Source organism: Mesorhizobium sp. M1006 (assembly GCF_040318825.1).
Taxonomy (GTDB): domain Bacteria; phylum Pseudomonadota; class Alphaproteobacteria; order Rhizobiales; family Rhizobiaceae; genus Mesorhizobium.
Window position 1 is genome coordinate 131,351 of sequence record NZ_JAMYMZ010000008.1, and the last position, 22,139, is coordinate 153,489.

Genomic DNA, 22,139 nt, shown 5'->3' on the forward strand with positions numbered 1-22,139 from the left:
TGGGGCGTCGCCGGACATGGCTGAAGCGTTGCGTGTTGGAATTGCCGGGCTCGGCACCGTCGGCGCGTCGGTGGCGCGCGTGCTGCGCGACAAGGCGGCGGAACTGACGCGGCAGTGCGGACGCGACATCGTCGTCACAGCCGTTTCGGCCCGAGACCCAAAGCGCGACCGTGGCGTCGATCTTGGCGCAGCACAGTGGTTCGACGACGCCATCAAGATGGCGCAGACCGGCGAGATCGACGTGTTCGTCGAGCTGATCGGCGGCGACGACGGGGCGGCGCGCTCGTCCGTAAAAGCGGCACTTGAAGGCGGCCGCCATGTCGTCACCGCCAACAAGGCGCTGCTTGCCAAGCACGGCGTGGCGCTGGCCGAGATCGCCGAGAGGAAAGGCGTGCTGCTCAATTACGAGGCGGCGGTGGCCGGCGGCATTCCGGTCATCAAGACGATGCGCGAGGCGATGGCCGGCAATTCGGTGACCCGCGTTTTCGGCATCCTCAACGGTACCTGCAACTACATTCTGACGCGCATGGAAGCCGAGGGCCTGTCTTTCGATGCCTGCCTGAAGGATGCGCAACGGCTGGGCTATGCCGAAGCCGACCCGACCTTCGACATCGAGGGTCACGACACCGCGCACAAGCTGTCGATCCTGACCAGCCTTGCCTTTGGCACGAGGATCGCCGCCAACGATATCTACATGGAAGGCATCTCCAACATCAGCCAGGCCGACATCCGCGCGGCCGGCGATCTCGGCTACCGGATCAAGCTGCTTGGCGTCGCCCAACGCACCGAAAGCGGCATCGAGCAGCGCGTGCACCCGACCATGGTGCCGACGGCCTCGGTCATCGCGCAGGTGCACGGCGTCACCAATGCGGTAGCGATAGAAACCGACATCCTCGGCGAATTGCTGCTTTCCGGCCCTGGCGCCGGCGGCAACGCCACCGCGTCGGCGGTGATCGGCGACATTGCCGATATCGCCAAGAGCCGGCCTGGCTTCCAGCATGGTCCGGTCTTCGGCCGGCCGGTGAAGGAATTGAAGCCTTACAAGAAGGCGCAGATGCGCAGCCATGCCGGCGGTTATTTCATCCGGCTGACCGTGCACGACCGCCTCGGCGTTTTCGCGGCAATAGCCAAGCGCATGGCCGACAACGACATTTCGCTGGAATCGATTGTCCAGCATGCCGCCGGGCCGGAAACCGAGGCACAGAAGACGGTCATCCTGGTGACCCACGAGACGACCGAGGCGGCGGTGCGCAAGGCCGTCGACGGCATCACCAGGGACAGCCTTCTGACCGACAAGCCGCAAGTCATCCGCATCGAGCGGGCCGGATAGCAGTCTCACATTTTGGCGTTTAATCGATTGATATTGCTGCGCTTTCAAAAAGGTCCAACGCAGGTCTTGCTGTTGTCACGGGGCTTTGACACAAGAAGCGCGTCTCTGGCGGGAGGCTAATGCATGTCGCCCAAAAGTGTGCAGCGGTTTTGGGACAACGACATGCATAATAAAAACAAAGTGCCAACGAGGATTGTCCATCGATGAATGTGGCCCAAAACATTGTCGCCGGCCTCGACCGGATACTGACCATGGAATTGGTGCGCGTCACCGAACGCGCCGCGGTCGCGGCCGCCAGATTGCGCGGACGCGGCGACGAGAAAGCCGCCGACCAGGTCGCGGTCGATGCCATGCGGCAGGAGCTCAACCGTCTTGCCATCAACGGCACGGTGGTGATCGGCGAAGGCGAGCGCGACGAGGCGCCGATGCTTTATATCGGCGAAGAGGTCGGTACCGGCCAAGGCCCGGCTGTCGACATCGCGCTTGATCCGCTCGAAGGCACGACGATCTGCGCCAAGAACCTGCCCAACGCACTGGCCGTTATCGCCATTGCCGAAAAAGGCAGCCTTTTGTTCGCGCCGGACGTCTATATGGACAAGATCGCGATCGGTCCGGGTTATGCCGACGGCATCATCGACATCGATGCCTCGCCGGCCGAAAACATCGCCAGCCTCGCCAGGGCCAAGGGCGTGCCGGTGGCGGAGATCACCGCCTGTATTCTCGACCGGCCACGCCATGGCGCGTTGATCGAAGCCGTGCGGGCGACCGGAGCCGCGATCCGTCTGATCGGCGACGGTGATGTCGCCGGGGTCATCCATACCACCGACCCGGACGAGACCGGCATCGACATCTATCTCGGCACCGGAGGCGCGCCCGAAGGCGTGCTCGCAGCGGCCGCCTTGCGCTGCACCGGTGGCCAGATGCAGGGCAGGTTGATCTTCGATACGCCGGAAAAGCTGGCGCGCGCCGCGAAGATGGGGATCTCCGACCCAAAACGGATCTACCACACGCAAGACATGGCCCGCGGCGACGTGCTGTTTGCCGCGACCGGCGTCACCGACAGCAATATGCTGGCCGGCGTCAAGTTCGGCCGCAATTTCATCACCACGCACACGATCGTGCTGCGCTCGTCATCGCGGACCGTGCGCGAAATCAAAGCCAGGCATCAGGATCTGGAAAAGTTTTGATTTCGACTCAGTTAGCCGTTGCATATTGTGCGCAATGACAAATTGCAGACGGCGCGTCACGTGACGGGGGAAAGACGCTTTTTCCTCGATGTCAGGCAGTCGGCCACCGGCGTTTCCTGGGAACACCGGCTGACCGAGCGTCAGGACATGGCCGCGCTCGCCATCGCGCAAGGGTATGGCGTGCCTGACATCGTGGCACGTGTGCTGGCCGGGCGTGGTGTCACCGCCGAGCAGACCGAGCGGTTTCTGGATCCGACCATCCGCAATCTGCTGCCCGACCCGGCATCGCTGACCGACATGGACAGGGCCGCCGCTCGCATCGCCCAGGCGGTGATGGCCAGGGAAAAAGTGGCGATCTTTGGCGACTACGATGTCGACGGCGCCGCCTCGTCGGCGCTGCTCAAGCGCTTTCTCGCATATTTCTCGGTGGCGTCGGAGATCTACATACCGGACCGCATCTTCGAGGGTTACGGCCCCAATCCGGAAGCGATGCGCGAACTCGTCTCGCGCGGCGCGACGCTGATCGTCACCGTCGATTGCGGCACCAACAGTGCTGCTTCCATCGACGCCGCAAAGGCCGCCGGCGCCGACGTCGTGGTGCTCGATCACCATCAGGTCGGCGGGCCGCTGCCGGCGGCGGCTGCGGTCGTCAACCCAAATCGCGAGGACGACCTTTCCGGCCAAGGTCATCTTTGTGCCGCCGGCGTCGTCTTCCTTTGCCTGGTGCAGACCGCGAAGATCCTGCGCGGCCGCTTGCCGGATGCCGCACCGCCGGACCTGCTTGGCCTGCTCGACCTGGTGGCGCTGGGCACAGTCTGCGACGTGGTGCCGCTCACCGGCGTCAACCGCGCCTTCGTGGTCAAGGGGCTGCAGGTGGCGCGGCAGCAGAGAAACGAAGGGCTGGCGGCGTTGGCGCGGGTCTCGCGTATAGGCGAGCCGATCAGCACGTTCCATCTGGCCTTTCTGATCGGTCCGCGCATCAACGCCGGCGGGCGCATCGGCGACGCAGCACTTGGCAGCCGCCTGCTTGCAACCGACGACCCGGTCGAGGCCCGCACCATCGCCGAGACGCTGGACCGGCTCAACCAGGAGCGGCAGTCGATGGAGCAGGAGATGCTGGCCGCCGCGCGCTCAGAGGCCGATGCCGAGCTTGCCGGCGGCAATGGTCCGGCCATCGTGGTGACAGCCAGCAGCAACTGGCATCCTGGCATTGTCGGCCTGCTTGCCTCGCGGCTCAAGGACCATGCAAGACGGCCGGCCTTTGCCATCGCCTTCAACGCCAATGGTGTCGGTACGGGGTCAGGCCGTTCGGTGTCGGGCTTCGACCTCGGCCGGCTGGTGCGCGAGGCTGCCGATGCCGGGCTTATCGTCAAGGGCGGCGGCCACGGAATGGCGGCCGGCATCACTGTCGAGCGGGCGAAGCTCGGCGAACTCAGGGCTTTCTTCGAAGAACGCGCGGCGGTGGATGTATTCCGGCTGCAAGGCGAGGAGAGCCTGGCGATCGACGGTGCGCTAGCCGCCGAGGGCGCGACGCTTGGGCTGCTCGATGCACTAGAGAGGGCAGGGCCGTTCGGCGCTGGGCATGTCGCGCCGGTGTTCGCGCTGCCGCGTCACCGGCTTGTTGATGCGCGGGCGGTCGGCAGCAACCACATCCGCGTCGACCTGCAGTCGGAAAGTGGCGGCCGCATCCAGGCGATCGCCTTTCGCGCCGTCGATACTGCGCTCGGCGAATTCCTGTTCAAGAACAGGGGCAAACCGGTGCACGTCGCCGGCTCGCTGTCGGGCAATCACTGGAACGGCAACCGCACGGTGCAGTTCCGCATCATCGACGCGGCGCTTGCCTGAGAGCTCGCTGCCGCCCTGCCTAAGCGAGGACGGTCTGCAGCCGGGTCAGGTCGCCGATCTGCGCCATCGTTGCCTGGTAGCCGATACGGATCGCTTCGTCTGCGCGGTGGAATTCGGTCAGGCCGATATGGCTGAGCTTCGGCTGCAGCGATATGTCCGGCGGGTCGCCGGCCAGCCTGGCGCGCGAAATGCGGTCCTGGATGATGTTAAAGGCCTCGACCATGACGCCGGTAATGCCGAGCCGCGTCTCGCGCGACTGGCGTTCGGGATCGGCGTGGCCGGCCCTCGGCGCGTCTTTCTCGATGACCAGCTCGCCGGCATTGTGCTTGATCACCGCGGCGCGGCCGAACAGATCGTAGTGAAGGTTCACCGCAACCACGAGCGGCTGCTCGTAGGCACGGCAGACCGAGACCGGCACCGGATTGACCAGTGCGCCGTCAACCAGCACACGCCCATTGCAGGCGACCGGCTCGAACACGCCGGGCAGCGCGTAGGAGGCGCGCATTGCGGTGCTCAACGAGCCGCTCGACAGCCAGATCTCATGGCCGGTGCGGATTTCCGAAGCGACGCAGACGAATGGTTTTGGCAGGTCCTCGAAGCGGATGCCGGCTATGTGCTCGCGCAGCCGCGCATCGAGCTTCATGCCACCGAACAGGCCGCTGCCGCGTAGATTGAGGTCGAGAAGGCCAAAAATGCGCCGCCTGGTCAGGCTGCGCGCGAATTCTTCCAACTCGTCGAGCTTGCCGGCAACATAGCAGCCGCCGACCAGCGCGCCGATCGAGGTGCCGGCGATCATCGACACTTCGATGCCGGCTTCATCAAGCGCGCGCAGCACGCCGATATGCGCCCAGCCGCGCGCACAGCCGCCACCCAATGCCAGCGAAATCCCGGTTTTGCCCGGAGATTTGGTTTCGGATGCGCCCGCAGCCGAGGAGAGGCCATTGGCCTCCCGAACGTCAGGTCTGTTGCGCAATGACGCCCAGTCGAGCATCACAATCTCCCTTGTCCCACGGTCATCCTACAGGCGGGCCGTATCGAAATCATGAATATACGTGGCTGAAGTGCTGCGAATGGTTCATATTGATGGTGTATTGGGCTTTCGATTGGTTTTTTCCGCATCGAACGGCGGCTTGCTGCCGTCGCTGGCAAGCGTCCCTTTGCCATCGCTCAGCCCCACCGTCCGATAAAAGCATGAACGTCGGCCGGTGTGACAAGTTGCTTGGTGACCCAGCACTTTGACGCGCAACCATATCGCGTCCTGGTCACAATCCGTGAACATCTCGACGACCTGCTGGACATTGCCCGAGGTTTCGCCCTTCTTCCACAGCGCGTTGCGCGAACGCGACCAGTAGTGCGCGATGCCGGTCTCGAGCGTCAGCGCCAGCGCCTCGGCATTCATATGCGCGACCATCAGCAGCATGCCGTCTTCGGCATCGGTGACCACGACAGTGACGAGGCCGGCAGCATCGAAGCGCGGTGAAAGGACCGCGCCTTCCTCGAGTGCCTTCTTGTCTGTTGGAGCTTTCGGGAATTCCAATGCCGACATTCGCCGGTCCTTATCTAGCGAAGCCGGCAGGCCGATCAGATCCTGCCGCCGCGCACCATGGTGACGAAGCGGACCTGCTCTTCGGGTGTGTCCTTGAAGACGCCGGTGAAGGTTGAGGTCAGCGTGGTGGAGCCCTGCTTGCGGATGCCGCGCATGGCCATGCACATATGCTCGGCCTCAAGCATAACGGCCACACCGCGCGGATTGAGCACGTCCTGGATGACGCCGGCAATCTGCGCAGTCATCGCTTCCTGGGTCTGCAAGCGATGGGCGAAGATGTCGACGACACGGGCTATCTTGGACAGGCCGACAACCTTGCCGTCAGGCAGATAGCCGACATGCGCCTTGCCGATGATCGGCACCATGTGATGCTCGCAATGCGAGTGGAAGGATATGTCCTTGACGAGAACGAGGTCGTCATAGCCGGCAACTTCCTCAAAGGTGCGGCCAAGTTCCTCGGCTGGGCACATATCATAACCGTTGAACATTTCGCTGAACGCCTTGGTGACGCGCTTCGGCGTGTCGATCAGGCCCTCGCGGTCAGGGTTGTCGCCGGTCCAGCGCAACAAGGTGCGCACAGCGGCTTCGACTTCGGCCTCGCTCGGCCGGTCGGTGACCGGCTTTTCCATATAGGCAGACCGCGGCATGAGCTTCTTGATAACGGCGTCCATAAAGGCGTCTCCCGTAGTTCCTCTCTCAGGAGGAACGAGTTGAACGGACCACGACCTTTCGGGTGTCAGAAACTCGCCCGGTTTCCAGCCCGTAAGTGGCGTGAACAGAATTGGGTATGACGAGGTTTGTGGTCGCCTTGTCGATACCCGACTACCGCCATTATATATGTTCGTGCCGAGCGAAAGGAAGACGCCAGAGCGGCAATGACTGTTCGCTGGGCGGCGACGGATTGGAAAAATATGATCGACGATGTCTACAATGCGAAAATTCTGGGTTTTGCCGGAAACATCGCACGGATCGGCCGGCTCGACCGGCCCGACGCAACCGCACGAGCACATTCCAAGCTGTGCGGCTCGACGGTGACCGTCGATCTGAAGATGGATGATGGCGTCGTCAGCGATTTCGCGCATGACGTGAAGGCCTGTGCGCTTGGCCAGGCGTCGTCGTCGATCATGGCGCAGCATGTCGTCGGCGCCAGCGCCGAAGAATTGCGCAGCGTGCGCGAGACGATGCTGAAGATGCTGAAGGAAAACGGCCCGCCGCCCGAAGGCCGCTTCGCCGACCTGAAATACCTGGAACCGGTGCGCGACTACAAGGCGCGCCACGCCTCGACCATGCTGACCTTCGACGCAGTGGTCGACGCCATCGGCCAGATCGAGAAGAAGCGGGCGGAAGAGGCAGCTTAAACCTTGGCGAGAAAACGCCGGCTTTCGGCGAATTCCGCCCGGACCCAGTCGGCAAAAGCCCTGGCTGGCTCGGAAAGGTCATTCAGCCTTCTGGCCACTAGCCAATAGGCGCCCGACGCGACGTCGATGTCGAAAGGCTTGATCAGCGCGCCGGACGCAAGTTCTTCGCCGATCTGCAATAGATCGCCCAGCGCGACACCATGTCCAAGCAAGGCTGCCTGCTTCGAAAGCGAAGCATCGGCCAGCATCGGGCCGCGCGCAGGCACGGCATCAGCCGTCACGCCCGCCGCTTCGAACCAGCGTGCCCAAGCCTGACGGTTTTCTTCGTGCAGCAACGTATAGCGACCAAGGTCGATCGGCTTTTCCAGAGCTGGGCCGGATGCAAGAAGTGCCGGCGACAGAACTGGGGAATCGACGACCGCGGCAAGCTGTTCGGCTTCGCTGCGTGGCCATGAGGTGGCGTGCGCACTGAAACGCAGGGCAAGTTCGGGCTGATCGCTGCGAAACTCTATCAATCTCGGGTCGACCTCAAGGGAAACGTCGATGTCGGGTCGCAACTCGCGAAAGCGGTTGAGCCGCGGCACCAGCCATACGGATGCAAGCGATGGCTCGACGCTGACACGCACCACGGACTGCGTCGGGGCCGCCGTCAATTCCGAAAGCAGCCTGTCGATGCCCTCGAAACTTCTGACCAACTGGTCGAGCAGCCGCTGGCCGGTGTCGGTCAACTCGACGCGGCGATGATGGCGGAAGAACAAAGGTTGGCGCAGGAAGGTTTCGAGCTCGCGGATCTGTCGGCTGATCGCCGCCTGCGAAACATAAAGCTCCTCGGCCGCACGGCTGAAGCTCAGGTGACGACCGGCTGCTTCGAAGCTTCTCAGAGCCGTCAGGGGGAGGTGTCCGCGCTTCATTCGCATAACTCAGAGTTATCTGACGTGGACGTTATACTCGTTTGAAGAGCAAGGCCAGCGGCGCTCTAATCGGTGCTCAAGGAGTGCCGCCATGATCCAGTTTCTCAACATTCTGGGCGATGTGATGCGGATCGCGACGTTTCAATGGTACGACGAGAAACCGCATAGGGATTGGTGCGAGGAGAGGCCGCCGACCAGCGTCGCCGTATGCCGAAGGCCGACGCCCGACCGCTATCCGGTTCGCCCTACCAGGCCATGACGGGATTGCCGGAACGGCATTGCGTTCCTGGCCCGATGCGCACATCTATCGCGTAGGGAAACGCGATGTGGAGACTGCGGTGGTCGGCCAACATCGGCATGCGCACGGCGCCAGGCCGATTCGACAAGGACGCAACTGGTCCGGCCCGTGGCGCAAGACGCCGGGCCGCGTCTTCGGCACGTCGCTTGTCCGACTCTACCAGCTGACGCTGTCCGGCTTCGTCGGCAATTCCTGCCGGCATCTGCCGACCTGTTCCGAATACGCGCATGAAGCGATCGCCCGCCACGGGCTGTGGGCCGGCGGCTGGATGGGGTTTTTCCGGGTGCTGCGCTGCGGACCGTTCGGCACGCACGGCATCGACCGGGTGCCTGAGGCACTGGCTGATCGCTACCTCTGGTTCATGCCATGGCGGTATTGGCGGATCGGGAAAAAACGTGGCGACCTGGACAGTTGACCGCAACTGTGCGGTGCACAAAGGGATCGCTTTTTACGATCTGGTAGGGTTAACCGCAGCTTGCGCTGACATAGCGCATTTGAGACAAAATCGAGACAAGACACCTCGCTAAGCCGCTCCTGACACCCTTCAGGAGAGATTACCAAATGCGCCGGATAGATCGTCGTCCCTTCATTTTCGCCGTGGTTCTCTACGTCCTGGCGTGGCTGATGGGTTTTCCGATCCGTGCGCAATCGGCGCCGCTCGGGGACGTCGAATGCACGCTGATCGTCGACGCCGCAAGCGGCGAGACGCTGTATCGCCAAGGGACCTGTGATCAGCGCTTCAGCCCCGCCTCGACATTCAAGGTTCCGCTGGCGCTGATCGGCTATGATGCTGGAATCCTGAGCGACGAGCATACGCCAAGCTGGGAGTACAAGGCAGAGTTCAATGCCCCGAAACGGGACCGCAAGACCGTCGACCCGACGATCTGGGAAAGGGATTCGGTCCTTTGGTTCTCACGCGAGATTACGCGCCGGCTCGGCAGCAAACAGTTTGCCGGCTATGTGTCCAGATTGGACTATGGCAACACCGAAGTCTCCGGCACTGCCGGCAAGAATGACGGCCTCACCCATTCCTGGGTGAATTCTTCGCTCAAGATATCGCCGGTCGAGCAGGTCGATTTCCTGCGCAAGCTGCTGGCGCGAAAACTGCCGGTTTCGGACAAGGCCCATGCGATGACCAGCGCGATTGTCCCGACCTTCCGGGCAGGCGGCTGGACGGTGCAGGGCAAGACCGGAACGACCAGGCTCGGCGACAGCGCCGACAAGCGCTCGCTTGGCTGGTTTGTCGGCTGGGCGCAGACCGATGCTCGCAAGATCGTCTTTGCCCGCCTGGTAGTCGATACGAAACGTTCCGACACGCCAAAGGGACTCAAGACGCGGGCGATGTTCCTGAAAGATCTGCCGAATCTCCTCAGGTGACCTACATCCGGCTTTACGGCGCCGAAAACTGCCCATAAAAGACCGCTCGCCGCCGGACGCATCCGGCTCTTACTGATGCATGTCGTAGCGCCAAAACCGCTAAGCAGTCTTGGGCGACATGCATTTTACCACCCGCGCTCGTTTGCGGGACTGGATAGGAGAATCTTATGCTGAATTCCGTTTCCCTGACATTTCCCGATGGTTCCGTTCGCGATTACGACGCGGCGATGACCGGCGCCGGCCTGGCGGAATCGATCTCGAAGTCGCTGGCCAAGAAGGCCGTTGCCTATTCGATCGACGGCACGCTGCGCGATCTTTCCGACCCGATCGGCAGATCGGGCAAAGTCGAGATCATCACCCGCGAGGACCCGCGTGCGCTGGAGCTCATCCGCCACGATGCAGCCCATGTGCTGGCCGAAGCCGTGCAGGAACTTTGGCCGGGAACGCAGGTGACCATCGGGCCGGTGATCGAAAACGGGTTCTACTACGATTTTGCCCGCAACGAGCCGTTCACGCCCGACGATTTCCCGGTGATCGAGAAGAAGATGCGCGAGATCATTGCACGCAACAAGCCGTTCACCAAGGAGGTCTGGTCGCGCGAAAAGGCGAAAAGGATCTTTGCCGACAAGGGCGAGCGCTACAAGCTCGAGTTGATCGACGCCATCGCCGAGGACCAGGATCTCAAGATCTATGCACAGGGCGACTGGTTCGACCTCTGCCGCGGCCCGCATATGGCCGCGACCGGCCAGATCGGCAGCGCCTTCAAGCTGATGAAGGTCGCCGGCGCCTATTGGCGCGGCGACAGCAACAATCCGATGCTGACCCGCATCTACGGCACGGCCTGGGCCGATCAGGCGCAGCTCGAAGCCTATCAGACGATGCTGGAGGAGGCCGAGAAGCGCGACCACAGGAAGCTCGGCCGTGAGATGGACCTGTTCCACTTCCAGGAGGAGGGCCCCGGGGTCGTCTTCTGGCACGCCAAGGGCTGGAGGATGTTCCAGAACCTGGTCAATTACATGCGTCGCCGCCTCGACGAGCAGGGCTATCAGGAAGTCAACGCGCCGCAGGTGCTCGACAAGAGCCTGTGGGAGACGTCAGGCCACTGGGGCTGGTACCGGGACAACATGTTCAAGGTGACCGTTGCTGGCGACGACACCGACGACGACCGGGTGTTTGCGCTGAAGCCGATGAACTGCCCCGGTCACGTCCAAATCTTCAAGCACGGGCTGAAATCCTACCGCGATCTGCCGGTAAAACTTGCGGAATTCGGCAATGTGCATCGCTATGAGCCGTCCGGCGCGCTGCACGGGCTGATGCGCGTGCGCGGCTTTACCCAGGACGATGCGCACATCTTCTGCACCGAGGAACAGCTCGCCGACGAGTGCATCAAGATCAACGATCTGATCCTCTCGACCTATGCCGATTTCGGCTTCGACGAAATCACCGTCAAGCTGGCGACCCGCCCCGAAAAACGGGTCGGCACCGACGCGATGTGGGATCATGCCGAGGGCGTGCTGCAGGACGTGCTCGACAAGATCGCGGCGCGGTCGGGCAACCGGATCAAGACGGGCGTCAATCCGGGCGAGGGCACGTTCTACGGGCCGAAGTTCGAATATGTGCTGAAGGACGCCATCGGCCGCGACTGGCAATGCGGCACCACGCAGGTTGATTTCAACCTGCCTGAACGGTTCGGCGCCTTCTACATCGGCTCGGATTCGGAAAAGAAGCAGCCGGTGATGGTGCATCGCGCCATCTGCGGCTCGATGGAGCGGTTTCTCGGCATCCTGATCGAGAATTATTCCGGCCATTTCCCGCTCTGGTTCGCGCCGCTGCAGGTGGTGGTGGCGACGATCACTTCCGATGCCGACGATTACGCCCAGAAGGTCGTTGCGCAGCTGAAGGCGGCGGGGCTGATCGCCGAAGCCGATCTGCGCAACGAGAAGATCAACTACAAGGTCCGCGAGCATTCGCTGGCCAAGGTGCCGGTCATCCTCGTCTGCGGCAAGCGCGAGGCCGAGGAAGAAACGGTCAATATCCGTCGTCTCGGGTCGCGTGACCAGGAATCACTCGGCCTCGCAGCCGCCGTGAAGCTGCTTGCCGACGAGGCGGTGACACCCGACCGCAAGCGCCGCGCGGCCTGAACCAGTCGACCAGCAACGAATGGCGGTGGAGCGATCCACCGCCATTTTTTATATTTTATATGCCTGTCACGCCGCGCGCCTATCTGGCAGATCGATCGACGTGCGCGTCGGCGACGCGCTGGCGCGACCCATGCACAAAGCAGCTTAGAGGGGCGCGTCTCAGTCGGCGCCTTCCTCGGAATCGATGGCCGAAGCCTCGGTGGCCAGAACCTCGATGTCCTGGTTGTGCCCAGCCACCACCGTAAAATCCTTCTGGTAGATGCGATCGCGGTTCTTGGCGATGATGGTGTAGTCGCCCTCGGCCAGCACCATCGAGGCAAAGGCGCCGACGGTTTCCTTGATCGGATCGCCGGATTCGTTGAGCAGGGACCAGGAGGTGTCGGCGATCGCCTCGCCGCCTGGTTCGCGCACCAGCTTCATGGTCATCTCGGCGGCACGGTGCTCGACGGTCGCTTCGGTCAGCTTGCCGGCCTCGACGCGGATGTCGGAGCGGATGACCGCGTTCACCGCGCCATAGGTCGACACGACGTGGTAGGTGCCGGCATTGAGCCGCACGACGCTGTTCGGCTCGACATCGGGTATGATCAGGGCGCGATCGCCATCGGCCGCGGCGTGGCTCTCATAGATCGAGAAGCGCAGCTTCTTCGGCGGTATGCGTACCCCGCCGGACAGCACTGCATCGAGCTTGAGGCCACCGGCATCGAGCACGAGGCTCTCGCGCTTGGCTTCCTTGCCGACGGTGATGCGCTTGGTGGCGCCGGCCCGCCCGTAGGAGGCGTGGACCAGATACGAACCCGGCTCGAGCTGGAATATGGCGGTGCCGCCATGAGAGGAGGCGACCATCGTCAGCTTGCCGTCGCTGGCCGATTCGGGTTTGAAGACGCGCCAGACTATGCCGCGCGTGATGTCGGCGCCCTTGTCGGTCAATTGCGCCGACAGCGTGATCGCCCCGCTGCTGCCCAATGCCAGCGATGTCTCGCTTTTCGGAGGTGCATAGCCCGAAATTCCGGGAAGCTTCAGCTCGCCAAGGCCGTCCACATCCTGGGCGACGGCAAGCGAAACCGGCACCATCAACAGTGCGGCAGCGAGCCATATCAGGAAAAGACGCAATGTCCCCTCAAACATGCCTTGCGTTGAAGCCCAAGGCGGTGGCAATTTCAAGGCTTAAGAGTCCGGTCGGCTTCTGCTACAGGGCTCTTTGTCCGGCGCGCCGCGCCAATGCCCAAGCCGCCCGATGTCCCGATGGTGCGCTTCAGCTCAAATTCCAGGAGACTTGCGCCCATGGCGTCGCCGATCATCGATTTTCTGCTGACCCGAAATTCCGCGCCGATCCCGGATTTGAAAGAACCGGCACCGGGCGATGCGGAGATCGCGACGATGATCGCCGCCGCCTCGCGGGTGCCGGACCACGGCCGGCTGGAGCCTTGGCGTTTCATCCTCTATCGCGGCGAGGCTCGCGTCGATATCGGCAAGAAGCTGGCAGCACTTGCCGAACAGCGCGAAGGGCCGCTGCCGGAAGGCCGCCGCAACCAGGAACTGGCGCGCTTTTCGCGCGCGCCGCTGGTCATCGGCGTGATTTCTATCCCCAGGGAAAACCCAAAGATCCCGCAATGGGAGATGTTCCTGTCCGGCGGCATGGCGGCGATGAACCTGATGCTTGCCGCCAATGCGCTGGGCTACGGCACCAACATGGTCAGCAACTGGTATTCCGACGTGCCCGAGGGCAGGGCGATCCTCGGCCTGGCGCCGCATGAGCGGGTCGTCGGCTTCGTCCATATCGGCTCCTACCAGGGGCCAGCGCCGGAACGACCGCGGCCCGATCCGGCAAAACTCTATGCCGACTATTCGGGGCCGTGGGTGGGATAATTTCGGCGCGGAACAGCCCCCCTAAGGATCAAGCTCCGATGCCTTGGCTCGCGCCAGGAGCCGCTCTGCGAGCTTGAGATGCGGCCGGTCGTACATCTTGCCATCCATGCCAACGACCCCGGGATTTCCTGCCGCCTCGAACGCCTCGACGATCGCCAGGGCGCTTTTCACCGCTTGCGCCGAAGGCGTGAAGGCGGCGTTGATAACCGGCACCTGCGCCGGATGGATCGCCATCTTGCCGGTGAAACCGTCGCGCTCGGCCTCGGCGCATTCGGCCTCGAAGCCGGCCATGTCGCGAAAATCCGGAAAGACGGTGTCGATTGCCGCGACTTCCGCGGCACTTGCGGCAAGCATGGTCATGGTGCGGGCGAGGCGGAACACATCCGTGTAGCGGCCATTCGCGTCGCGCGTCGCGCGCGCGCCAATCGCCGCCGACAAATCTTCCGCCCCCCAGGTGACGCCGACAAGCCGCGCGCTTGCACGGGCGTAGGTCGCTGCGGCCAAGACGCCTGCAGCCGTTTCTGTGATGATCGGCAGGATCCTTATCGCTCCATCCGGCAGGCCGCTTTCGGCTTCGTGCACCCTGAGCTTGGCCGAGAGATGCTGGACATCCAGTCCGCTATTCGACTTAGGCAGCATGATGCCGTCTGGTTTTGCTGGCACGAGCGCCGCCAGATCGTCGTCGGTCAGTCCGGTCGAAAGCTCATTGACGCGCACATAGATCGCGGAGCCGGTCCGGTGCCTGTGCTCGGCGATAAAACGCGCCGCTGTGTCGCGCGCCAACCCCTTGTTCTGCGCAGCAATCGAGTCCTCGAGATCGATGATGACCACGTCGGCACCCACGCCAAAGCCCTTCTCCAGCTTCTTTTCCGAATCGCCGGGAACGAAGAGCAGAGAACGCATCGGCTATGCCTTTTTCATCATCATGGCTTGCCTCGTGCATTTGGCAACCAGCACGTCGTTCTGGTTATAGGCGCGGTGCTCGAACTCGACGATGCCGCGGTCCGGCTTCGACCTGGATTCACGCACCGAAACCACCGTGGTCTCGACGCGAATGGTGTCGCCATGGAAGACGGGATGTGGAAACACCGTCTCCTTCATGCCGAGATTGGCGACGGTGGTGCCGACGGTGATGTCATTGACCGAGATGCCGATCATCAGGCCAAGCGTGAACAGCGAATTGACCAGCGGCTTGCCCCATTCGCTCTTCGCCGCGAAGTCGAAGTCGATGTGCAGCGGCTGCGGGTTCAACGTCATCACCGAGAACAACATGTTGTCGCTTTCGGTCACGGTTTTGCGCAGCGTGTGCGTGAACACTTGGCCGACAGCGAACTCCTCAAGATAAAGCCCGGCCATGGTCGATCTCCTCCGCTGCTTCAGGGTTGATAGGCGTTGCATATCGCGCTCGCAAGCCAGTTAACGAACATGGTGAACCGTTCGTAAACCATTTGTGCCTACGGTCTCCACCAGGGTCAGAAGCGTTCTGGCAAGGGGCGTAAGCAGGCGACATGGTCGTTTCGCATTTCCTGAAATGGATCCATACGGCGAAGGTGTCGGAGCGTGCTGCGGCGGCAAGCGCGCTGGCTCGCGCCTATGTCGACTCGGACCTGCCCTTCGAGGACCGCTGCGCTGCGGAGGCGGCGCTGACGCTGCTGCTCGACGACGCATCGTCGAAGGTGCGACTGGCAATCGCCGACGCGCTTTCCATGAGCCACCACGCGCCGCCGCAGATCGTCAGCGCGCTGGCGTCGGACCAGCCCGAGGTGGCCGCTTTGGTACTGGCGCGCTCGCCGCTGCTTACCGATGCCGACCTGATTGATCGGGTTGCCGGCGGCCAGAAAGCGACGCAGAAGGTGATCGCCGACCGGCCGCGTGTCTCGATGTCGGTTGCGGCGGCGATCGCCGAGATCGGTGAGCCGGAGGCTTGCACCACGCTGCTCGCCAACAGCGGCGCCGATATCGCATCCGTCAGCTTTCGCCGCATGGCCGAGCGGCACGGCCATCTGCCTCTGGTGCGCGAGGCGCTGATCGCCGACACCCGGCTGCCCGCCGATTGCCGGCATATGCTGCTGGTCAAGCTCGGGGAGATGCTCAAGGGGTCGCCGCTGGTGCTGGCGCTGATGGGCGCCGCCAGGGCCGAGCGCGTCACGCGCGATGCTTGCATCAAGGCTTCGGTGACGCTGATCGAAGGCACGCGGACAGAGGAACATACCGCACTTGTCGAACATCTGCGCCTGCGCGGCGACCTGACCGCAAGCTTCGTCGTCCGCACCATTGCGCACGGCAAGGTCGACTTCTTTGGTTCGGCGCTGGTCGCGCTCAGCCAACAGTCCGAACAACGGGTGAGAGCACTGCTGGCCGGCGGCCATGACGTGGCTCTGCAGGCACTGTTCCGCAGCGCCGGGCTTGCCGCCGCCACCCACGCCATCATTCTGCGCGCGCTGAAGGTCTGGCGCGAGGTCGCCAACGGCAAACGCCTCGCCGGCGTCCAGGAAGTCAGTTGGCTGATGCTGAAGGAATTGGGCGGACAGTCCGCAGAAGGCGATCTCGCCGGGCTGGTCAAATCGATCCATCTCGACGCGCTGCGCGAGAACGCACGCGGGCACGCGCTGGCGATCGCCGCTGCCTAAACCCGGTCCTTCGCGAAAAAATCCGGAAAATCCTCGATCGCGGCGGCAATGATGCGCAGCGAGGCGGCGATCTGCAGCATTTCGGCCGCGACGCTGCGCTCCGCGATGCCAGCTGCATATTGCCTGGCGACGGCGACGGTCGCCGTCTGCGGCTCGCCGGGCCGCCTGAACAGCAGCTCGCGTGCCAGACCGCGCAGGAAATTGGCGATGGAAAGTGCTGTTTCAGGTGGGATCGCGGAACTCTGTTGCGCGTTGCGCAGCCGCAGGATTTCGAGGCCGACAGTAACGGCAGCAATGCCGCCGTCGAGAACGGCGTTGCCTTTCTCGCCGGCGTTCTGCAGCAGCGGCATCAACTGATTGACCCGATCATAGGCAAGGCTCTCGAAAGCCAGTCGCCGCGGCATGCGCTCATGCAGACAAAGGCGGGCAAGATCTTCGCGCATGGCTTGCAGGATGCGGTTGACGGTGACCCAGGGGTCGGCGGGCAGCACGATGGCGAAGACGCCGATCGCCAGAAGAATGCCGACCAGGACCGATGCCGAATTGGCGAGGAACGGAAACGGATCGTAGGTCATCGCCTGATGTGGGCTGAGGAAGGCGAGGAAATTGATGGCAAAGGCCGTTGCCACGCCGACATATCGCGGATTGGCCATGCCCAGTGCTGCTGGTACCAGGATCGGCACGACAAAGACCATGAACCATCCGAAGCCTGGCAAAGCCGGAAGCGCCAACTGGCCGATGAGAAACGCAAAGGGCAGGGCGAGCAACGTGCCCTCGAAGAAGTTCCATGCCGACCGGATCGGATCGGGGCGAGCCGCGAACAGGCTGGAGACTACGGCGACCAGAATGACCGTGCCCGTCGCGTCCGACCATTTCGTCGCCAGCCAGAAGCCGGCGACCAGAAGCGTGGCGATTGCTGCGCGCACGGCATTGCGCGATGCCGCACGGTAATCGCGGTGCACCACCAGCGCCGGCTGCCGCCGTTCGCGACTGGCACGAGACGGGGGATAGCGGAGTGCATCCAGGCCGCGCAGCACTTGCTGCATGGCCTCGGCGAAGTCGGCGGCAATGGTTAGGCGGGTGACAGTGCCAGCCCAGTCAATGTCTTGCCCGGCCGCGACGTCAGGCATCTGTCGCGCCTTGCCGGCGATTGCGTCGAGCCGCGCCACCCAGGGCGCCGTATCGTCCAGCGCGCCCGGCTTGGCTACCAGTTCGCCGACAACGGCCTGCAACTCGGCGCGAACTGGGATGAGGGCTGCATTCTTCGGCGCGGCGTGGGCATGCAGCGCACGCGCCGCCGACAGGGCCGACAGAAGCTGGCCGATGGTACGCCGGACCGGATAGGCGCGGGTGGCGAGGCTCGGCCCTTCCAGCCTTGCGTAGGTGCGCATCTCGCCGAGCGTCTGGACATCGCCGATCAGCTTGCGGTGCAGCCCGGCAAGCTTTTCCGCATCGCCGCCGGAAAAAGCGCCGTCCGCATAGGCCGCCAGGTCGAGAATGCTGCGTTTCAGTCTTGAGATGATGGCGTCGGCGGCCAGTTTCGGCAGGATCAGCCGGCTGGTCAGCGCAGCGCAGACGATACCAAGCACGATTTCCGCGCAGCGCGCCACGGCGAGATCGATGACGAGGTGCGGCTGGCCGAAAGCCGGCAGGCCGATGATCATCGCGGTGTAGCCGGCAAGCGCCGCGCCATAGGCTTCCGGATTGCGTAGCAGCGACGAGACCAGCGAGCAGATGCCGATCCAGACGGCAAGAACTGCAACCAGCAACCAGGGGTTGGCATCGAAAAGAGTGGTAATGCCGATCGCCGCCAGCGCGCCGGCAAACGTGCCGAGGAGACGATAAAACCCCTTCGCCAGCACCATGCCGGCGACCGGCTGTGCGACGATGAACACCGTCATCATCGCCCATTGCGGGTGGTCGAGCTTCAGCGCATAGGCGGCCAATATCGCGATGAGGCCGGCCGAAACGGTGCGCAGGGCAAAGATCCAGTCCGAACGCGTCGGCCGCGTCAGGCCAGCGATCCGCGTGCCGATATCGTCCTTCAGCCGCGCCCAGGTCAAGTGCTCGTCTCCAGCTCAGAAGGCCAAGCTAGCGGCGGGAGCTCAGATATCCAGCACTTCCGTCTCGGCGAATTCCGCGCGTTCCTGGATGAAGCGGAAACGGGCCTCGGGCTTGGTCCCCATCAATGCGTCGACCGCATCCTTGGTCGCCGCCTCGGCATCGATAACGTCGACCCTGAGCAGCGTGCGCTTTTTCGGGTCCATGGTGGTTTCCTTGAGCTGCGCAGCCATCATTTCGCCCAGCCCCTTGAAGCGGCCGATTTCGACCTTGCCGCGCCCGGTGAATTCGGTGCGCAGGAGTTCGTCCTTGTGCGCATCGTTGCGGGCATAGGCGACCTTGCCGCCTTGCCGGATCGAATAAAGCGGCGGCACCGCCAGATAGAGATGGCCGCCGCGGACCAGGCTCGGCATCTCCTGGTAGAAAAAGGTGATCAGCAACGAGGCGATATGGGCGCCGTCGACGTCGGCATCGGTCATGATGATGACCCGGTCGTAACGCAGGTCCTCGTCGCGATATCTCGAGCGCGTGCCGCAACCAAGCGCCTGGATGAGGTCGGATATCTGCTGGTTGGCGGCAAGCTTGTCGTTGCCGGCGCTGGCGACGTTGAGGATCTTGCCGCGCAGGGGCAGCACCGCCTGGCTGGCGCGGTCGCGCGCCTGCTTTGCCGAACCGCCGGCCGAATCGCCCTCGACGATGAACAACTCGGCACCGGCGGCGGCATTCTGCGTGCAGTCGGCGAGCTTGCCGGGCAGGCGCAGCTTGCGCACCGCACTCTTGCGCGACACTTCCTTTTCCTGGCGGCGGCGCACCCGCTCGTCGGCGCGCGCGATCACCCATTCGAGCAGTTTCGAAGCCTCCTGCGGATTGTCGGCCAGCCAGTGGTCGAACGGGTCGCGGATGGCGCTTTCGACGATGCGGATCGCCTCGATCGTCGCCAGCCTGTCCTTGGTCTGGCCGACGAATTCCGGTTCGCGGATGAACACCGACAGCATGCCCGCCGCCGAGATCATCACATCCTCGGAAGTGACGATCGAGGCGCGCTTGTTGCCGACCAGGTCGGCATAAGCGCGCAAGCCGCGCGTCAGGACGTTGCGGAAGCCGGCCTCATGCGTGCCGCCTTCGGCGGTCGGAATGGTGTTGCAATAGGAATTGATGAAACCGTCGCCGCCGAACCAGGTTACCGCCCATTCGAGCGAACCGTGGCCACCCTGCTTCTCGCTCTTACCGGCAAACATTTCACGGGTCACCTGGAATTCATCGCCGAGCGAGGCTTTCAGATAATCCTTGAGGCCGCCCGGAAAATGGAATTCTGCCTTGGCCGGCGTCGTGTCCTTTTCCCTGATCAGCGACGGGTCGCAGGTCCAGCGGATTTCGACACCGCCGAACAGATAAGCCTTTGACCGCGCCATGCGGTAGAGCCGCGTCGGCTCGAAAGCAGCGCCCTTGCCGAAAATCTGCTCGTCTGGATGGAAGCGGATCTTCGTGCCGCGGCGGTTGTGCACCTCGCCGAGCTGCTCCAGGCCGGTCACAGGAATGCCGCGCGAGAACTTTTGCCGATAAAGTTTCCTTCCCAGCGCCACCTCGACCTCGAGATGGTCGGACAGCGCGTTGACCACGGAAACGCCGACACCGTGCAGGCCGCCGGACGTCTCGTAAACCTTGCTGTCGAACTTGCCGCCTGAATGCAGCGTCGTCATGATGAGTTCGAGCGCCGGCTTCTTGAATTTCGGGTGCGGATCGACCGGAATGCCGCGGCCGTTGTCGGTGACGGACAGGTATCCGTCGGCGGAAAGCTCGACATCGATGAAGGTCGCATGGCCGGCGACCGCCTCGTCCATCGAATTGTCGATGACCTCGGCGAACAGATGGTGCATCGCCTTGTCGTCGGTGCCGCCAATGTACATGCCCGGGCGGCGGCGCACCGGCTCCAGCCCCTCCAGCACTTCGATGTCGGCGGCACTATAGCTCTCGCTGGCGTCGCGGGGCGCCGGCCGCTTCGCCGCCTGCACCAGCGGGTCGGCCGGGCGCGCGGCGGCGCGAGCCGGTTGCGGCTGCTTGTCGAATTTGGCGAAAAGATCGTTATTGTCGTCCATGCCGGTCCTGGATTCCGATGCTGCGAATCACCACCCGATACTGCCACGCTTTTGGCGGGCAGGCGACGGAGGTTCCTGTTACGTTCGAGGATAGGGCCTCTTACTGCAAAACCATTCGACAACCAAGCGGCGGAAATGGGGTCGAGGGTGGAGCATCGACGCTTTGTAAACCCTGTCCGAAGGTTACGCCGCAAGATTGGCTGAAAAAACGGTATTTGCGGACTGTCGCTGACCTATAATGCAGCGAAACCCTCAAGAGGCTGTCGCTTAAGCATGTTGGATTACAGTTCGCTCCTGCTCGCGGCGGCGCTGTCGGGCACGTGCCTTAGCATCACCATGTTTGCCATCTGGTTCAGCGCGCCACAGGCACGCTTTGTGCTGACGGTGGCGTGTGGCATTCTCGTGCTCGTCGCACATGTGGTGTTGTTCTGGCATTACACCAGGGATCCAAGCGCCTGGCTTTGCCAGATCGTGCTTGCGCTGCTCAGCCTCGGCTTCCTGATCATCTGCCTGTCGGCCATGCAATACCTCGGCATAGGCGACTACAGGCGCGCCATCTTGCCGACCTTGATTGCGATGGCTGTTTGCACAGGCGCGACGTATCTCGGGTTTGATGGTGTAGGCTTCATTGTCACCTACGCGACGGTAACGGCGCTACTCTCGCTTATCGGGGCGATGTTCTGGATTGAGGGTGGTCACGATCGCCGGATATTGCTGGTCGTCTCGTTCCTGAGCGGCGTCTGTGCCCTGTCGTTCGGACTTTGCGGCGCGGTCCTGCTGGTCAAGGGCCAATGGGTGCTGGGTGTTGCGCCCGACAATTGGGCCGAGCGGGTGAATTCCGTCGTAGCCGTCGCCTGCATGACCGGGCTCGGCGCATTGACGCTCTCCCTGCACCATTTGCAGGCGCAGATCGAACTGAAGGCCGAGACGATGACCGATCCGTTGACCAGGCTGATGAATCGGCGGGCGTTGACGGCACTCTACGGCGAGCGGGTCTTCGGTCCGTTCATGTCCGTCGCCATGTTCGACCTTGACCATTTCAAGAGGACGAACGACGTATTCGGTCACCCGGTCGGCGACCAGGTTCTGTGCCGCTTTGCCGCTGTCATCAGGAAATACGCCCGGACCGGCGTCGACGCCTTCCGGTTGGGCGGCGAGGAATTCGTGCTCGTCATGTCGCGGATGACGGAAGAGAAGGCCTATGACATTGCGAGCAAGATCAGCGTCGCCTTCGGCACGGAAGTCGTGGCCACCCAACTCGGTCCATTGCGAAGCACAGTCAGCGGCGGCATCGGCTTTGGCGGAACAAACGGCACCGGTCTCGACGATGTGCTGGCCGAAGCCGACGCAGCACTCTATGCGGCAAAGCGCGCCGGGCGAAATCGCGTCGTCGTCCGGGACCGGGCGAGCAAGGCCGACGGGCCGGCCTTGCGTTCTGCCTGATTGAGGTTTCTATCTGCTTGTTAGACCATGATCTTGTCCGAAAACCGGGA

Annotated in this window: 20 protein-coding genes; 11 read left to right on the forward strand and 9 right to left on the reverse strand. The window is 63.2% G+C overall.

Going from position 1 to position 22,139, the window contains the following annotated elements:
• Window positions 1–16 precede the first annotated feature (16 nt).
• The 3 genes from NKH60_RS10325 to recJ all read left to right on the forward strand — a co-directional run bounded on the left by NKH60_RS10325 (window position 17) and on the right by recJ (window position 4,362).
• Entirely contained in the window at window positions 17–1,330 is a 1,314-nt protein-coding gene (locus NKH60_RS10325) for a homoserine dehydrogenase (protein WP_352819162.1), read from the forward strand.
• Window positions 1,331–1,533: 203 nt separating this feature from the next.
• A complete protein-coding gene (gene glpX / locus NKH60_RS10330) occupies window positions 1,534–2,517 on the forward strand; it encodes a class II fructose-bisphosphatase (RefSeq protein WP_352850156.1) in 984 nt (327 codons plus the stop codon).
• 60 nt (window positions 2,518–2,577) lie between these two features.
• Window positions 2,578–4,362 (forward strand): single-stranded-DNA-specific exonuclease RecJ, encoded by a 1,785-nt coding sequence (recJ, locus tag NKH60_RS10335; protein WP_352831553.1) that lies wholly within the window; start codon window positions 2,578–2,580, stop codon window positions 4,360–4,362.
• Between the two features lie 19 nt (window positions 4,363–4,381).
• Here the strand turns inward: recJ and NKH60_RS10340 are convergent, their stop codons facing one another.
• The 3 genes from NKH60_RS10340 to folE form a co-directional block, all read right to left on the reverse strand.
• Window positions 4,382–5,353 carry a patatin family protein gene (locus NKH60_RS10340; RefSeq protein ID WP_023678882.1) on the reverse strand — a complete coding sequence of 324 codons (972 nt, stop codon included), beginning with the start codon at window positions 5,351–5,353 and terminating at the stop codon, window positions 4,382–4,384.
• An 84-nt stretch (window positions 5,354–5,437) separates the two neighbouring features.
• Window positions 5,438–5,908, reverse strand: a complete 471-nt coding sequence (gene hisI / locus NKH60_RS10345) for a phosphoribosyl-AMP cyclohydrolase (RefSeq protein ID WP_352831555.1) — start codon at window positions 5,906–5,908, stop codon at window positions 5,438–5,440.
• Window positions 5,909–5,943: 35 nt separating this feature from the next.
• Window positions 5,944–6,579, reverse strand: coding sequence for a GTP cyclohydrolase I FolE (gene folE, locus NKH60_RS10350; RefSeq protein WP_352466975.1), 636 nt, complete (start codon window positions 6,577–6,579; stop codon window positions 5,944–5,946).
• Window positions 6,580–6,819: 240 nt separating this feature from the next.
• Here folE and NKH60_RS10355 point away from each other — a divergent pair, with 240 nt between their 5' ends.
• On the forward strand, window positions 6,820–7,266 hold the full coding sequence (locus NKH60_RS10355) for an iron-sulfur cluster assembly scaffold protein (protein WP_023678879.1): 447 nt from the start codon (window positions 6,820–6,822) through the stop codon (window positions 7,264–7,266).
• Here NKH60_RS10355 and NKH60_RS10360 read toward each other — a convergent pair.
• Window positions 7,263–8,177: a LysR substrate-binding domain-containing protein gene (locus NKH60_RS10360; RefSeq protein WP_352500847.1), complete on the reverse strand. Its 915-nt coding sequence runs from the start codon at window positions 8,175–8,177 to the stop codon at window positions 7,263–7,265. The two genes, NKH60_RS10355 and NKH60_RS10360, sit on opposite strands and share 4 nt — an antisense overlap.
• A 91-nt stretch (window positions 8,178–8,268) precedes the next feature.
• Here NKH60_RS10360 and NKH60_RS10365 point away from each other — a divergent pair, with 91 nt between their 5' ends.
• From NKH60_RS10365 to thrS, 4 genes are all read left to right on the forward strand, one after another.
• Entirely contained in the window at window positions 8,269–8,436 is a 168-nt protein-coding gene (locus tag NKH60_RS10365) for a hypothetical protein (RefSeq protein ID WP_352473909.1), read from the forward strand.
• A 79-nt stretch (window positions 8,437–8,515) separates the two neighbouring features.
• Window positions 8,516–8,890: a membrane protein insertion efficiency factor YidD gene (gene yidD / locus NKH60_RS10370; RefSeq protein ID WP_352831559.1), complete on the forward strand. Its 375-nt coding sequence runs from the start codon at window positions 8,516–8,518 to the stop codon at window positions 8,888–8,890.
• Between the two features lie 146 nt (window positions 8,891–9,036).
• Window positions 9,037–9,852, forward strand: coding sequence for a class D beta-lactamase (gene blaOXA, locus NKH60_RS10375; protein WP_352473908.1), 816 nt, complete (start codon window positions 9,037–9,039; stop codon window positions 9,850–9,852).
• Window positions 9,853–10,019: 167 nt separating this feature from the next.
• The gene (gene thrS / locus NKH60_RS10380) at window positions 10,020–11,993 is read left to right on the forward strand and encodes a threonine--tRNA ligase (protein WP_352831561.1); all 1,974 of its coding nucleotides are present in this window, start codon (window positions 10,020–10,022) and stop codon (window positions 11,991–11,993) included.
• Window positions 11,994–12,152: 159 nt separating this feature from the next.
• Here thrS and NKH60_RS10385 read toward each other — a convergent pair whose 3' ends face one another.
• Complete coding sequence (locus tag NKH60_RS10385) at window positions 12,153–13,118, reverse strand: RgsD C-terminal domain-containing protein (RefSeq protein ID WP_352540660.1); 966 nt, start codon at window positions 13,116–13,118, stop codon at window positions 12,153–12,155.
• A 156-nt stretch (window positions 13,119–13,274) separates the two neighbouring features.
• Here NKH60_RS10385 and NKH60_RS10390 point away from each other — a divergent pair, with 156 nt between their 5' ends.
• Window positions 13,275–13,859 carry a nitroreductase family protein gene (locus NKH60_RS10390; RefSeq protein WP_352831563.1) on the forward strand — a complete coding sequence of 195 codons (585 nt, stop codon included), beginning with the start codon at window positions 13,275–13,277 and terminating at the stop codon, window positions 13,857–13,859.
• Window positions 13,860–13,880: 21 nt separating this feature from the next.
• Here NKH60_RS10390 and NKH60_RS10395 read toward each other — a convergent pair whose 3' ends face one another.
• Entirely contained in the window at window positions 13,881–14,762 is an 882-nt protein-coding gene (locus tag NKH60_RS10395) for an HpcH/HpaI aldolase/citrate lyase family protein (RefSeq protein WP_352831565.1), read from the reverse strand.
• A 3-nt stretch (window positions 14,763–14,765) separates the two neighbouring features.
• Window positions 14,766–15,257: a MaoC family dehydratase gene (locus NKH60_RS10400; RefSeq protein WP_502898553.1), complete on the reverse strand. Its 492-nt coding sequence runs from the start codon at window positions 15,255–15,257 to the stop codon at window positions 14,766–14,768.
• Window positions 15,258–15,367: 110 nt separating this feature from the next.
• Here NKH60_RS10400 and NKH60_RS10405 point away from each other — a divergent pair, with 110 nt between their 5' ends.
• Window positions 15,368–16,489, forward strand: coding sequence for a DUF2336 domain-containing protein (locus NKH60_RS10405; RefSeq protein WP_352816772.1), 1,122 nt, complete (start codon window positions 15,368–15,370; stop codon window positions 16,487–16,489).
• Here the strand turns inward: NKH60_RS10405 and NKH60_RS10410 are convergent.
• Window positions 16,486–18,552, reverse strand: a complete 2,067-nt coding sequence (locus NKH60_RS10410; RefSeq protein ID WP_352850159.1) for an FUSC family protein — start codon at window positions 18,550–18,552, stop codon at window positions 16,486–16,488. The two genes, NKH60_RS10405 and NKH60_RS10410, sit on opposite strands and share 4 nt — an antisense overlap.
• 42 nt (window positions 18,553–18,594) lie before the next feature.
• Complete coding sequence (parE, locus tag NKH60_RS10415; RefSeq protein WP_352831571.1) at window positions 18,595–20,646, reverse strand: DNA topoisomerase IV subunit B; 2,052 nt, start codon at window positions 20,644–20,646, stop codon at window positions 18,595–18,597.
• 273 nt (window positions 20,647–20,919) lie between these two features.
• On the opposite strand from parE, the gene NKH60_RS10420 reads away from it, so the two are divergent.
• Window positions 20,920–22,089: a GGDEF domain-containing protein gene (locus tag NKH60_RS10420; protein ID WP_352831573.1), complete on the forward strand. Its 1,170-nt coding sequence runs from the start codon at window positions 20,920–20,922 to the stop codon at window positions 22,087–22,089.
• Window positions 22,090–22,139 lie beyond the last annotated feature (50 nt).